This is a genomic window from Rhizobium sp. 21-4511-3d, from assembly GCF_053522545.1.
This window is the reverse complement of record NZ_JBNWCF010000008.1, coordinates 250,475-264,343: the sequence shown is the minus strand read 5'-3', so window position 1 is coordinate 264,343 and position 13,869 is coordinate 250,475. Positions and strand designations below refer to the sequence as shown.

General features: G+C 62.1%; 11 protein-coding genes and 1 pseudogene. 10 read left to right on the top strand and 2 right to left on the bottom strand.

Annotated elements, in window-relative coordinates; genetic code table 11:
- The first annotated feature begins 25 nt into the window (after window positions 1-25).
- From pgeF to ACQZ5H_RS19275, 5 genes and pseudogenes are all read left to right on the top strand, one after another.
- Window positions 26-820: a peptidoglycan editing factor PgeF gene (pgeF, locus tag ACQZ5H_RS19295; protein ID WP_449098745.1), complete on the top strand. Its 795-nt coding sequence runs from the start codon at window positions 26-28 to the stop codon at window positions 818-820.
- 4 nt (window positions 821-824) lie between these two features.
- On the top strand, window positions 825-1,976 hold the full coding sequence (locus ACQZ5H_RS19290) for a M24 family metallopeptidase (RefSeq protein WP_449098744.1): 1,152 nt from the start codon (window positions 825-827) through the stop codon (window positions 1,974-1,976).
- Window positions 1,977-2,075: 99 nt separating this feature from the next.
- A complete protein-coding gene (locus tag ACQZ5H_RS19285; RefSeq protein WP_130277842.1) occupies window positions 2,076-2,915 on the top strand; it encodes a hypothetical protein in 840 nt (279 codons plus the stop codon).
- A 105-nt stretch (window positions 2,916-3,020) separates the two neighbouring features.
- Complete coding sequence (locus tag ACQZ5H_RS19280) at window positions 3,021-3,953, top strand: ribose-phosphate pyrophosphokinase (RefSeq protein ID WP_112719322.1); 933 nt, start codon at window positions 3,021-3,023, stop codon at window positions 3,951-3,953.
- A gap of 219 nt (window positions 3,954-4,172) precedes the next feature.
- Window positions 4,173-4,583, top strand: a pseudogene (locus tag ACQZ5H_RS19275) (Kazal-type serine protease inhibitor family protein); the annotation flags it as partial.
- 53 nt (window positions 4,584-4,636) lie between these two features.
- On the opposite strand, the gene ACQZ5H_RS19270 reads toward ACQZ5H_RS19275, so the two are convergent.
- On the bottom strand, window positions 4,637-6,196 hold the full coding sequence (locus ACQZ5H_RS19270; protein ID WP_449098743.1) for a hypothetical protein: 1,560 nt from the start codon (window positions 6,194-6,196) through the stop codon (window positions 4,637-4,639).
- Window positions 6,197-6,291: 95 nt separating this feature from the next.
- On the bottom strand, window positions 6,292-8,388 hold the full coding sequence (locus tag ACQZ5H_RS19265; RefSeq protein WP_449098742.1) for a putative bifunctional diguanylate cyclase/phosphodiesterase: 2,097 nt from the start codon (window positions 8,386-8,388) through the stop codon (window positions 6,292-6,294).
- 316 nt (window positions 8,389-8,704) lie between these two features.
- On the opposite strand from ACQZ5H_RS19265, the gene ACQZ5H_RS19260 reads away from it, so the two are divergent.
- The 5 genes from ACQZ5H_RS19260 to ACQZ5H_RS19240 all read left to right on the top strand — a co-directional run bounded on the left by ACQZ5H_RS19260 (window position 8,705) and on the right by ACQZ5H_RS19240 (window position 13,866).
- Complete coding sequence (locus ACQZ5H_RS19260) at window positions 8,705-9,313, top strand: 50S ribosomal protein L25/general stress protein Ctc (protein ID WP_112719325.1); 609 nt, start codon at window positions 8,705-8,707, stop codon at window positions 9,311-9,313.
- Between the two features lie 192 nt (window positions 9,314-9,505).
- Complete coding sequence (locus ACQZ5H_RS19255; RefSeq protein WP_130277838.1) at window positions 9,506-11,863, top strand: EAL domain-containing protein; 2,358 nt, start codon at window positions 9,506-9,508, stop codon at window positions 11,861-11,863.
- Between the two features lie 22 nt (window positions 11,864-11,885).
- Complete coding sequence (locus ACQZ5H_RS19250) at window positions 11,886-12,599, top strand: substrate-binding periplasmic protein (protein WP_449098741.1); 714 nt, start codon at window positions 11,886-11,888, stop codon at window positions 12,597-12,599.
- An 84-nt stretch (window positions 12,600-12,683) separates the two neighbouring features.
- Window positions 12,684-13,403 (top strand): aminoacyl-tRNA hydrolase, encoded by a 720-nt coding sequence (gene pth, locus ACQZ5H_RS19245; RefSeq protein WP_449098740.1) that lies wholly within the window; start codon window positions 12,684-12,686, stop codon window positions 13,401-13,403.
- A gap of 4 nt (window positions 13,404-13,407) precedes the next feature.
- Window positions 13,408-13,866, top strand: coding sequence for a GNAT family N-acetyltransferase (locus ACQZ5H_RS19240; RefSeq protein WP_449098739.1), 459 nt, complete (start codon window positions 13,408-13,410; stop codon window positions 13,864-13,866).
- The last annotated feature ends 3 nt before the right edge of the window (window positions 13,867-13,869 follow it).

Genomic DNA, 13,869 nt, shown 5'->3' with positions numbered 1-13,869 from the left:
CGTTCTAAACACCCCGGAATCACTGATGCAAAACGCGGCTTCACCCGCACCGATCGAAAGCGCGCTGCTGCAACAGGCGGCGGGCGACGCGATCCGTCATGGCTACTTCACCCGCGAAGGCGGCGTCTCAGAAGGCCTCTATCGCGGCCTCAATGTCGGCCTCGGCTCAAATGACGACCGCGACCGCGTCAACGAGAACCGCAGGCGTGTCGCCGCCTGGTTCGGCCAGCCGCTCGAAAAACTGGCGACCGTCCACCAGATCCATTCGCCCGATGCCGTGACCGTCGATGGCAATTACGACGGCGACCGCCCGCAGGCCGATGCGCTCGTCACCGCCACGCCCGGCATCGTGCTCGGCGTGCTTGCCGCCGATTGCGGACCGATCCTGTTTGCCGACCCGGAAAACAAGGTTATCGGCGCCGCCCATGCCGGCTGGAAGGGCGCGCTGACAGGCGTGCTCGAAAACACGATCATTGCCATGGAGAAACTGGGCGCAAGGCGCGAGGCGATCGTCGCCTGCCTGGGACCATCGATCAGCCAGGCGAGCTACGAAGTCGGCCCGGAATTCGTCGAGCGCTTTGTCACACAGGATGCTGCCTACGCGCAGTATTTTATCCCGTCGGAAAAGCCCGGACATTCGATGTTCGACCTTCCGGGCCTGACAGTCGCGCGGTTGACGAAGGCAGGCGTTCGTGCCGAAAGCGTCGGGCTCTGCACCTATCCGGATAGCGAGCGCTTCTTCTCATACCGCCGCACCACCCACAACAACGAGCCGGATTACGGCCGCCAGATTTCAGCGATAAGCATCAGGGAGATTTGAGACCATGGCACTGCACTTCGAACGGAGCGAATTCGCAAGCCGCCTCGCCCGCGTCACCGACCAGATGCGTGAGGAAAAGCTCGACGCCCTCCTCATCTTCGCCCAGGAAAGCATGTACTGGCTGACCGGCTACGACACCTTCGGCTACTGCTTCTTCCAGACGCTGGTCGTCAAGGCTGATGGCACGATGGCGCTGATCACCCGCTCGGCCGATCTTCGACAGGCCAAGCACACATCGATCCTCGAAAACGTCCATGTCTGGGTCGACCGCGTCAACGCCGACCCGACGCTCGACCTCAAGAACCTGCTAGTCGAGATGGACCTGCTCGGCGCCCGCATCGGCGTCGAATATGACACGCACGGCATGACCGGCCGCGTCGCCCGCCTGCTCGATGCCCAGCTTGCGAGCTTCGGCCAGATCAGCGACGCCTCCTACCTCGTCAGCCGCCTGCGCCTGATCAAGAGCCCGGCCGAAGTCGCCTATGTGGAACGTGCCGCCGCGCTCGCCGACGATGCACTCGACCAGGCGATCCGCCTCACCAAGCCGGGCGCCGATGAAGCCGACATCCTGGCTGCGATGCAGGGCGCCGTCTTCAGCGGCGGCGGCGACTATCCGGCCAATGAATACATCATCGGCTCCGGCGCCGACGCCCTCCTCTGCCGCTACAAGGCCGGCCGCCGCAAGCTCGATGCCAACGACCAGCTGACGATCGAATGGGCAGGCACCTACGCCCACTATCACGTAGCGATGATGCGCACGATCGTCGTCGGTGAGCCGACCCACCGCCACCGCGAGCTCTACAGCGCCTGCCTGGAAAACCTGCAGGCGATCGAAACCGTGCTGAAGCCCGGCCACACCTTCGGCGATGTCTTCGACATGCATGCCAAGATCATGGACGAGCGCGGCCTTGCCCGCCACCGCCTGAACGCCTGCGGCTACTCGCTCGGCGCCCGCTTCTCGCCGTCCTGGATGGAGCACCAGATGTTCCATGTCGGCAATCCGCAGCCGATCGAGCCGAACATGTCGCTCTTCGTCCACATGATCATCGCCGATTCCGACAGCGGGACCGCCATGACGCTCGGCCAAACCTACCTGACGACAACAGACGGTCCACGCACCCTGTCGCGTCACTCGCTGGACTTCCTCGGCGCCTGAGAGACTTCACCGGCAAGAATCCGGAATTGACACAAGACCATCCCCGCCCGCATAAACCTGGGCGGGGCTGATGCAAATGACGGAAGGAAAGCTGGAAGGATGACGCGATCGTTGACTGCGCCAGCACTTCTTGCATGCCTCGCCAGCCTGCTTGCCGCCTGCAACACGACCGACGCGATGACACCGCTCGTCGATATCGGCGATTCTTCGGTGCCGCCGCGCTCTTCGCCGGTCACCCAGCGCGAAGTCGAGCGCATGGCCGGATCGCAATCCCGCCAGGCCTTTGCCGCCGAACCGCAGGAAGGCTACCACCCCGCCTATAACCAGGCCTACCGCCCCGGCCCCGGCGCACCGCCGACGACCATGCAGGCGCAGGCCGACGCAATGTCGGCGCGGCCGCAAGCCTACCGCGCCCCGGAGGCCGTCGAGAGCGAGCCGCTCTCCAATGCCGAGGCCGAAGAACAGGACATGGGCGATCAGGCGCCACCGCCGCACCGCCAGCAACAGCAGCCGCAGCAGCAAGAAGCACAACAGGTCGCCGCCATCGATCCGGTGGAATCGGGCTCGACCCGCGGCAATACCGTCCGCTTCCTGCCGATCATCGGCGCCCCCGTTCAGGCCGTCACGCCGCTCTCGCGCCAGCTCGGCTCCGAGGCGCGTTCGCACGGCCTGTCGATCAAGAGCTCCACCGACAACAGCAGCGACTATATTCTCAAGGGCTATCTCTCCGCCTTCACCGACGAAGGCAATGTGACGGTGACCTATGTCTGGGATGTGCTCGACAGCAGCGGCGGCCGCCTGCACCGCATTCAGGGCGAGGAGAAGGTCCCCTCTGCCGCTCAGGACCCCTGGGCCGGCGTTCCGGCCTCGGTCATGCAGCAGATCGGCACCAAAACCATCGCCGAATTCAACGCCTGGCGCCAATCGCAGGGCGGTTAGCAACAAGGTTTTTACAAATATCAAGCCCTGTGTCGCCTTTACGCTTGCATTCAGAAGCAAGCTGGCTAAAAAGCGCGGCTATCAGCAGACAATAGGCGGGCCAAAATGAAGGTTTTCGCAGGCAATTCGAACCGGCATCTCGCCGAAGCGATCTGCACCTATCTCAATGTGTCCTTGGGCAAGGCCAGCGTAAGAAGATTTGCCGACCAGGAAATCTTCGTCGAAGTTCAGGAGAACGTCCGCGGTGAGGACGTCTTCCTCGTCCAGTCGACGTCCTTCCCGACGAACGACCACCTGATGGAATTGCTGATCATGATCGACGCGATGCGCCGGTCCTCGGCACGCCGCATCACGGCGGTCCTTCCCTATTTCGGTTACGCCCGCCAGGATCGCCGCGCCTCCGGCCGCACACCGATCTCGGCAAAGCTCGTCGCCAACCTGATCACCGAAGCCGGCGCCGATCGCGTTCTCACGCTCGACCTGCATGCCGGCCAGATCCAGGGCTTCTTCGATATCCCGACCGACAACCTCTATGCGGTTCCGGTTCTGACGCGCGATATCAAGGCCAATTACGACACCAGCAACGTCACCGTCGTCTCGCCTGACGTCGGCGGCGTCGTGCGCGCCCGCGCGCTGGCAAAGCGCCTCGACTGTCTGCTGGCGATCGTGGACAAGCGCCGCGACCGCCCGGGCGAATCCGAAGTCATGAACATCATCGGCGACGTCGAAGGCAAGGATTGCATCCTGATCGACGATATCGTCGATTCCGGCGGCACGCTCTGCAACGCCGCCGATGCCTTGCTCGCTCAGGGCGCGGCCAGCGTCACCGCGTATATCACCCACGGCGTTCTTTCCGGCGGTGCGGTCACCCGCATCACTTCGTCGAAGCTGCGCGAACTCGTGATCACCGACTCCATCCAGCCGACCACGGCTGTGCAGTCGGCCCACAATATCCGCGTCATAACGACCGCCAACCTGATCGGCGAAGCCATCAATCGCACGAGCCAGGAAGAGTCGGTTTCGAGCCTCTTCGACTGACGGTTCCATTCCCAATCAAATCGAAGCGGTGAAGTTGCATTTTGCGGCTTCATCGCTTTTGCCGTTTCGGCTAGTTTCGCCCCGTTGTGATTTGTTTTCGCACGGGGGAGCAGTTTTGACGAAAATCCGAAATCATCTGAAGACAGGCAAGCGGCTGGCGCTGGTGGCGCTCATTCCGCTACTGGCGGCCTGCACGTCGAGGTCGATCAGGGCTATTCGCGGCCGCCACCGCGTCCGCGCCCGCCCGAGCCCCAGATGTGCACCATGGAATATGCGCCCGTCTGCGGTGAGCGCGGCGGCCGCACCCAGACCTTCGGCAATGCCTGCCAGGCCCGCAATGGCGGCTTCAGGATCGTCGGCCGCGGCGAATGCCGCCGCGAGCCCCCGCCCTTCCCGCGTCCTGAGCCCGATCGCCCCGGTCGTCCGGATTGGCCAGGTAGCCCCGGTGGTCCGGGTGGCCCCGGCAGGCCCGACCGTCCGGACCGCCCCGAGCGTCCCGGCGGCATCTGCACCCGCGAATACCGTCCGGTCTGCGGCGAGCGCGGCCGCCAGCAGCAGACCTTCCCGAACGCCTGCGAGGCAGGCAATGCCGGCTTCCGCATCATCGGCGGCGGCGAGTGCCGCCGGTAAGTCATCCGATCTGAAAGAAGAAAGGCCCGCTCTTAAGCGGGCCTTTTGTTTGATCAGGGCTTGGTCTCTTCGGAGGGCGTTGCCTCATCCGAAGGCGCCGTCTCGTCAGACGGTGCCGCGTCATCGGAAGGAGCAGCGCCTTCGTCAGCCGCCGGCGCATCCGGTCCCTTGATCTGCTGGCCGTTGACGCTGACGGAGCCGTCGCTGGCGACATCGACATCCCAGCGCTGGGCGCCATCCGCATCCGGCTTGGCGAAGCCCTTGATCATCATCAGGCCGAAGGAGGCCTGGTTGAGATCCGGGTTGGTCTTTGCCAGTTCCTGAACCGCCGCGATTGTCTTGTCGTAGTCGCGCGCCACGATCGAGGCGTGCAGCTTGTAGTCCTTCTGCGTATCGACGCGGCCCTCGAGCTCGCCGGACATCTCGACGTCATAGACGCCCGACTTGGCGCTGATCTTCGGGAAATCGACCTTCAGGATGCCGCCCGGGAACAGCTTCTCGGCGGCCTGCTGGCCGGCCTTCTCGGTGTCACCCGCAGCCTTGCTGAAATCGACCTTCATGAACTCGTCGCCGAAGGCTGCGAAATCCATGCCGGGAACGCCGAACTGGATATCGAGCGCCTGCGGCAGGAAGGCCGTGTAGCCGGGCGGGATCAGCGCGCTGTCGAGCTTGACGTCGGCCGCATCCATGGCGACGCCGATGCGCGTCGCATTGCTCGGGCCATCGACCGTAAAGTGGTAGCCGAAGGACTTCGCGCCACCGCTGCCGACGGCGCTGGTGACGGCGAGATTGTTGAGCGTGATCGTCTCTTCAAGCGAGGTCAGCAGCGGGAAGGCCTTGCCGAGCATCTCCTTGAGCTTGGTTTCGCTCTCCTTGCTCAGTTCCTTCTGATCGGCGTGATCAAGAACGAAGAGCACCATCTCCTTCAGGTCCTTGGCAGCGATGCCATTGACCTTGGCGTTGAAATCCAGGCTGTCGGCCGAAAACTGGATCGGCGGCATGTCCTTGCTGCTCACCTGCTCCGCGAAGGTGCCGAACCGGCCGTTGGCGGCAAAGTCCAGGCGCCCGGCCATCGCGCTGTCGGCGGAGCTCAGCTTGTAGACCATGTCGGCGAAGCTGGCGTTGACGGATTCCGTATCGGTCGTGGAGCTGAACTTCAGATCCTTGGCGCTGAAATCACCCGAGCGCAGGTAGCTGATCGCCGGGTCGAAGACGGAAGTGAAATCCATCTGGGCGATCGAATAGGTGAAATCGGAGCGCTTGTCGTCCGGACCCTTGAAATGGCCGGTGACGTTGAAGTTGTTGTTGCCTTCAAGGTTCCACAGGCCGCTGTCCTGCGGCGTTGCGAACATCGTGAACGGCGTCAGGCCCTTGATCTCGAAATCCTGCTTCTTGACCTTGTCCAGGAGCTTGGCGAAATCATAGGTGATCTCGTAGCGCGAGCCTGCCGGCTTGACGGTAACAGGCTGCTTCTTGGCGATATCGCCAGGCAGAAGATGATTCAGATTGTCACGGATCGCATTGGCGCCATCCTGGCTGATATCCGCCGCCGACGCCCCCGTAGCCAAAGCCAGAACAATGGCGCTCGTCGCCGTGATAAGCCTGTGACGCATCTCGATAAACTCCCGTTGCCGCATGAAGGCGCGCATGTGAGATTGCCGCAGGCAAGATGTCAAGCCAGCCTCATCTGCGGGTTGATATTTTCTGCTCAGGCGGCCGCTGCGGGCTTGATGTCATCCACAACAACAACCTCAGGCTGAGGTTCCGCGACCTTGGCGGGCGCTTCGGCACCGACGATGGTCTCGATGCCGGCGCGCGGCACCGGCTTGCCGAACAGGAAACCCTGCACCTGCAGGCACCCTTCCCGGCGCAGGAAGTCGATGTGATCCTCGTTCTCGACGCCTTCGGCGAGAACCGGAATGTCGAGACTTGCCGCCAGGATCAGCGTCGAGCGAACGATCGCCGCCGACTGCTTGTTGGTCACGACGCCATCGACGAAGGCCCGGTCGATCTTGATCTTGTCGAACGGGAAGCTCTGCAGCGTCGAAAGCGACGAATAGCCTGTGCCATAATCGTCCATTGCAACCTTGATGCCGAGCGCCTTCAGGCGGCGGATCGCGTGCAGCGCATGCTGGTGGTCGGCGATAATGCCGGACTCGGTGATCTCGATCTCCAGCCGCGATGCCGGCAGACCGGTCTGCAGCAGGATTTCATGGACGATCTGCGGCAGGCGGTGGTCGCTCAGCTGCTGCGGCGCGACGTTGACGGCGATCCGGAGCGGGTTCGTCCAGGTCGCAGCCTCGGCGCAGGCGCTGCGCAGCACCCATTCGCCGAGCTCCAGAATGAAGCCGTTGCGCTCGGCGATCGGAATGAATTCCATCGGCGGAATATAGCCGCGCACCGGATGCTTCCAGCGCAGCAGCACCTCGAAGCCGACGACTTCGCGCGTCATCGTGTCGTTCTGCTGCTGGTAGAAGAGCTCGAACTCGCCGCGCTTCAGGCCATCACGCATTTCCATCGCCAGCGCATTTCGCTCGCGCGAGATCTGGTCCATCGATGCATCGTAGAAGCAGATGCTGTTGCTCGAGGTCGATTTCGCCCGGTACATGGCGATATCTGCCTGCGACAGGAGATCATCGATCGTACCCGCCTGCCCCGGGAAAGTGGAGATGCCGATGCTGGTGCCGACGGAAAGCGTCTGCCCCTCCCAGGAAACCGGTTCGGCGATGACATCGATGATCCGCTGTGCCAGCGCGGTGGCATCGGCGCGGATGAAATACTTGCTCATGACCGCCACGAATTCGTCGCCGCCGACGCGGGCCACGAACAGCATGTCATTGCTCAGATGCATCAGCCGGTCCGCAACCGCGCGCAAGACGGCATCGCCAGCCGCATGGCCGTGAACGTCGTTGATTTCCTTGAAGCGGTCGAGATCGAAGGACAACACCGCAATATTCGCAGTCATGTCCTTCGGGCGCTTGGTCAGCGCCGTGACATGCTCGTTGAAGGCCGCACGGTTCGGCAGGTTGGTCAGCGGATCGTGCAGCGACAGGTGACGGTAGCGCTCGACGGCCGCCTGGCTGGTCTGCAGGTCGATGACATAGGTGGAGGCACCAAGCGCGAGGATGACCACCATGACGGCGAGAACCAGGCCGGTCATGATGCCGACCGAGATCAGCTCGCCGGTAACCGGGATGGCGCTGTCGGGAACGATCGTCAGCCCGGCCATGCCGGTGAAATGCGTCAGCACGATCGCCAGGATCAGCGCCAGCGCCGAACCATGCTTGCAGAAACGGGTGACCGGCCGGGCGACGCGGTTGGTGGCAATCGCACCGAAGATCGCCGCCGCAATCAGCGACGCCACGACATAAGGCTCGCTCCAGACCATGTGGCCGGCAACCTTGTAACCGGCGATCCCGACATAATGCATGCAGGCGATACCGAGACCGACGATCGCCCCGCCCGCTTCGATGAGCGCGCTCTTCGGCGTCAGCGCCGCGATCGAAAAGCCGATAACGCTAGCGGCAATACCGATAAACAGCGACAGCAGGGTCAGTTCCGGCTCATAGCCGTTGGTCGCCGGCGACTGATAGCCCAGCATGGCAACGAAATGCGTGGTCCAGATCGTCGAGCCGCCAACGAAGCCCGAGAGGAACAGCCAGTTATACTTCTGCAATCCCTCGGTCCGGCGTACCCGGCTGAAAAGCCGCATCGTCAGCACTGAGCCCAGCAGGCAGATCACCGTCGCAAAGACGAGATGCGGCAGGCTATGTTCGACTGTGATGCAGGAAATGATACGCAACATGGAAGTGACCGAGATTGAAACCGTGATCACCTATAGATATTCGCATGGTAGGATTCATTAATTGGCTTATGGAATGCGATTCCTTGGTTAAACAAACGTCAGATTTTACAACCACGCCAAAGAAAGCCACAACTACAAGGGCAAGAGGCTTCTGTGCCCTGCCCAGCTTGCGTTTCCGCCGCACATAGACTATAGCGCACGCGTCCGCACAGACACCCTTGGAGGCAATGCGGATGAGGCCGCCGAAAGGCACCTCCAGTTCCTGCCCGGCAGATGCCGGATTTGAACTCTCCATATAACCTCGAAAGGAAATGCCATGAGCCACGACACTTACGAGCTCAAGGCCGAGGCGCGCGAACGGGTTGGTAAGGGGTCCGCCCGTGAACTTCGCCGCAACGGTTTGATTCCCGCTGTCATCTACGGTGACAAGCAGGCCCCGATTTCTATTACGCTCAACACCAACGAGGTGACGAAGCGTATCCATGCCGGCGGTTTCATGACCACGGTTGCCACGATCGACGTCGGCGGCAAGAAGTACCAGGTTCTCCCGAAGGACTACCAGCTCGACCCGGTTCGTGACTTCACGATGCACGTGGACTTCCTCCGCGTTTCCGGCAACACCCAGGTTACCGTCGAGATCCCGGTTCACTTCATCAACGAAGAGAAGTCCCAGGGTCTCAAGATCGGTGGCGTTCTCAACATCGTTCGTCACGAAGTCGAAGTTCACTGCCCGGCAAACGCGATCCCGGAATTCTTCAATGTCGACCTGAGCGGCAAGAAGATCGGCGACAGCATCCATATCTCGGAAGTGACCCTGCCGAAGGGCGTTACCACGGTTATCGACCGTGACTTCACGATCGCCACCATCGTTGCTCCGGCAGCTGGCGTCGAAGAAGCCGCCGAAGAAGGCGACGCTGAAGCCTGATAAGCTTCCTATCAATTTGTAAAGCATAAGGCCCGCTTTCCACCCGGAAGGCGGGCCTTTTCATTTGCTGGCTACAACCGTTTCAGCAAGCTTTAACACATTCATGGAAGCATTCTCCCCAAAGTTATTGCCATACCGCCGTATATTAGAAGAGACGGCCGAAGAAGAAGCGGCCCGGGAGAAAACGGAACAATGAATAATTCCGTTGAAAATAGGTTTTTTGCGATCGTTTGCGGCGCGCTACTTGTATTTGTAGCCCCACTCTTCGTGCTTTTCCTTTTCCTCTCCTCCGAACGCGCCGACAAGGAAATCCGCGACCATATTTCCGTGTTGCTGGTCGCCAATTCGCAGGCGCTCGCCAAGCCGCTTTGGGATCTCGACGAAGACAGCGTCACGCAGATTTCCGCGACGATCGTTTCCCAGGGCGCCATCGTCAAGGTCGAGGTCCGCGACCAGTCCGGCCAGCTCGACGTCACCCAGAGCACCATCCCGAAGTCCTTCACCGGTGAGCTCGAGCAGGTCTCGCGCGCCATCATCTACAACAATGTCGATGGCCCGAAGAACCTCGGCAGCATCTCCGTCTACTATCCGAAGCTCGGCCTTTTCGCCGGTCTGAAGCATGAGGAAGTGGTCTTCATCTCGATCTTCCTTTTCGCCGTGCTCGCCGTCTTCGGCAGCGCACTGATCGGCAACCGCATCTTCGTCATCCAGCCTCTGATGCGCCTGATCGCCGCTATCGAGGCCACCAGCCAGCTCGGCTCGCGCCACCATGTCGACTGGCAGTCCGGCGACGAGATGGGCCGCCTCGCCAGCAGCTTCAACGACATGCAGACCAAGCTGGAGCGCGAGGAAAAGGAGCTGAAGCTCGCCCACCGCCGCGCCACCGATATCTACGACCTGACGCCTGCCATGCTCTTCTCGCTCGACGAGGAAGACCGCATCACCGCCGTCAGCGACTACTGGCTGGTCGCCACCGGTTACAGCCGCACCGACGCTGTCGGCCGCAAGTTCGCCGAGCTCGTGACAGCCGATACCCGCGAGATCTTCCTGTCGCGCCGCAACACCGCCGAGGAAGGCGCGCTCGACGTCACCGTCAAGTTCAGATGCGCCGATGGCCGCGTCATCGACGTGCTGGTGCTGGAATCCAACGCCGCCACCGGCGGCACCGACAAGCTGTCGCTCTCCGTCATGACCGACGTGACCGAGCTCAAGGCCTCCGAAGACCGCAATCACCGCCAGGCGATCACCGATCACCTGACAGGCCTCCTGAACCGCCAGGGTTTCGAAGCCGTGCTCGACCGCAAGATTGCCGAAGCCGATGCCGCAGGTCAGGAACTCGCCTGCCTCTTCGTCGACCTCGACCGTTTCAAGTGGATCAACGACAATATGGGCCATGCCGAGGGCGACCGCGCGCTGCGCGAACTGGTCGACCGCTTCAAGACCCATCTGGCACCGTCCGACGAGGCCGCCCGCCTCGGCGGTGACGAATTCGCCATCCTGCTGCCGGCCGCCGATGCCGAAAAGCGGGCGCGCGCCATGTGCGACCAGATCGCCACCATCTTCGACACGCCCTTCGGCCCTGACCTGCATCTCAGCGCCAGCGTCGGCGTCGCCATCTATCCGCGCCACGCCGCCAATGCCTCCGAGCTGCTGCAGAAGTCCGACATGGCCATGTATGCCAAGAAACGCGACGGCAAGAATGGCGCCCGCCTGTTCGATGCCAGCATGCTCGACAAGGCCCGCGGCCGCGCCGAGATCGAAAGCTGCATCGAGGCAGGCCTCGCCGAAGACTGGTTCGAAGCCTATCTGCAACCGATCGTCGGCCTGACGCATGGCAACATCGCCGGCTTCGAAGCGCTGATGCGCCTCAACCACCCGCAGAAGGGCCTGATGCCCCCTGCCGAGATCATCAACGTTGCCGAAGAGACCGCCAAGATCGTCCGCGTCGGCAATGTCATCATGGAAAAGGCAATCGCCAATCTCGCCCGCATCTCCCGCATCTCGGGCATGCAGGACACCTATCTGGCGATCAACTTCTCGCCGTTGCAGTTCGAGGCAGCCCTCCCCTCGCGGCTCGCCGGCCTGCTCGGCCGCCATGGCATCCGCCCGGAACGCATCGTCGTCGAAATCACCGAAGCCGTGCTGATGCACGACAATCCGCAGATCCGCATGATCGTGACGGAGCTGCGCCGCTTCGGCTGCCGCATCGCGCTCGACGATTTCGGCACAGGCTACTCGTCTTTGAGCTACCTCAATCGCTTCCCGGTTGATATCATCAAGATCGACCAGTCGTTCACCCGCGCGATCAACGACGCCAACGACAATGTCGGCCACAAGAGCCGCATGCTGATCGAGGCGATCACCACGCTGTCGCACAAGATGAACTGCACTGTGATTGCCGAAGGTATCGAGACCGAAGAGGAATGCCGCACGCTGCAGCAGATGGGGCTGGACTATGGACAGGGCTATCTCTTCCACAGGCCCCAGACAGCAGCGCAGCTGATCGAGAAACTGAGCGGTGTGATCCCCTTCGTGGCGCGTGCCTCATAAAACCAACGACGGAGCCATGCGAATGAAAAAGCTGCTGCTTCTCGCCTTTCTGATGTTGCCCACAGCAGCTGCCGCCGAGACGGTGTCCTTCTTCACGGAAGAGTATGCGCCGTTCAACTACCGCGACGGCAAGTTGATCAAGGGCGCGACCGTCGAGCAGGTCGAAAAGGTGATGGCTGATATCGGCGTCGATTATACGCTGGAGCTGGTTCCCTGGGCCCGTGCCTATGGCATGGCGCAGACGACGCCGATGACCTGCGTCTTCGCCACCGCCCATAACAGCACCCGCGATCCGCTGTTCAAATGGATCGAGCCCCTGCTCGTCGACCGCAACATCCTGATCACCAAGACCGGTTCCGGCGTCAAGGCTGATACGCTCGACGAAGCAAAGCAATATACGGTCGGCACCCAGCGCGAGGACTATACGGAGACGACGCTGAAGGAGAAGGGCTTCACCAAGCTCGACGTCGCCAGCGACTTCAACGCCACGCTGCGCAAGCTGCTGGGCGGCCGTATCGACATGATGCCGATCTCCGAGCTCTATTTCGACAAGCTGAAGCAGGAACAGCCGCTGGAGATGGTGACGGTGCTGTCGACCCAGCCGATGGGCATCGCCTGCCAGAAGGATTTCCCCGACGATCTCAGGCGCAGGATGCAGGTCGCCCTCGACAAGCTGATCGCCGACGGTACGCAGCGGCAGATCTTTCAGAAATACGGCCTCACCCTGCTGCACTGAGGCGCATTCGCCCCTTAGCGCTTGACTTCGTGCCCGTTTCGCGGTGGTGAAACGGGCATCATCGTTTCAAGGAATGGATTGGCTATGCTGATCATCGCGGGTCTCGGCAATCCCGGCAGCAAATATGCCGGCAACCGGCACAATATCGGCTTCATGGCGCTCGATGCCATCTACCGCCGCCACAGCTTTTCGCCCTGGTCGAAGAAGTTCAAGGCCGAGATCGCCGAAGGCGAGCTCGAGGGCGAGAAGGTGCTGCTGATCAAGCCGCAGACCTACATGAACCTCTCGGGCGAATCCGTCGGCGAAGCCATGCGCTTCTACAAGCTGCAGCCCTCCGACCTCGTCGCCATCTATGACGAGCTCGACCTGGCGCCCGGCAAGGCGCGGCTGAAGACCGGCGGCGGCCATGGCGGCCATAATGGCATCAAGTCGCTCGACGCCCATTGCGGCCGCGAATACCGCCGCCTGCGCCTCGGCATCGGTCATCCCGGTGTCAAGGAAATGGTGCAGCATCACGTTCTCGGCGATTTTGCCAAGGCCGACCAGAGCTGGCTGGAGCCGCTTCTCGACGCCCTGGCCGACAATGCCGGCATGCTGGTGCGCAATGAGGATTCACAGCTGATGAACAAGCTGGCGCTCGCCGTTGGCGGCAAGGCGGAAGATGAAAAGCCGAAGGCCGAGAAGAAGCCGGCGGCGAAATCCCATATCCATCAGGCCCGCAACCACAACCAGCCGAAGATCCTGCCGGCCACCGGCCCGATGGCCGAGATGCTGAAGAAACTGCTCGGCAACAAGGGCGATTGATCCCATGAGCGAAGCGCTGGCCATTCGCACCGCCGGGGCCGGCGACCTCGCCGCCCTGCTCGCACTCTACGCCGAACTCAACCCGTCCGATCCGCCACTGGAACCATCGGTCGCCGGGAAGCAGATGGATACCATCCTCGCCCAGCCCGGCATGCAGGTCTTCATCGGCTTTTCAGGTGAGGAAGCCGCATCGACCGTCACCCTGTCGGTCATCCCCAATCTGACGCGCGCAGGCGCCCCCTACGCGCTGATCGAAAACGTCGTGACGCTGTCGGCCCATCGCAAGAAGGGCTATGGCGCCGCGCTGATTGCCCATGCGATCGAAACCGCCTGGCGGGCCGGCTGCTACAAGGTGATGCTGCTGACCGGCTCGAAAACACCGGCGACCCTGCGCTTCTACGAGAACTGCGGCTTCACGCAGGACAAGACCGGCTATCAGGTCCGCCGCCCCGCCGGCCGCTGACGC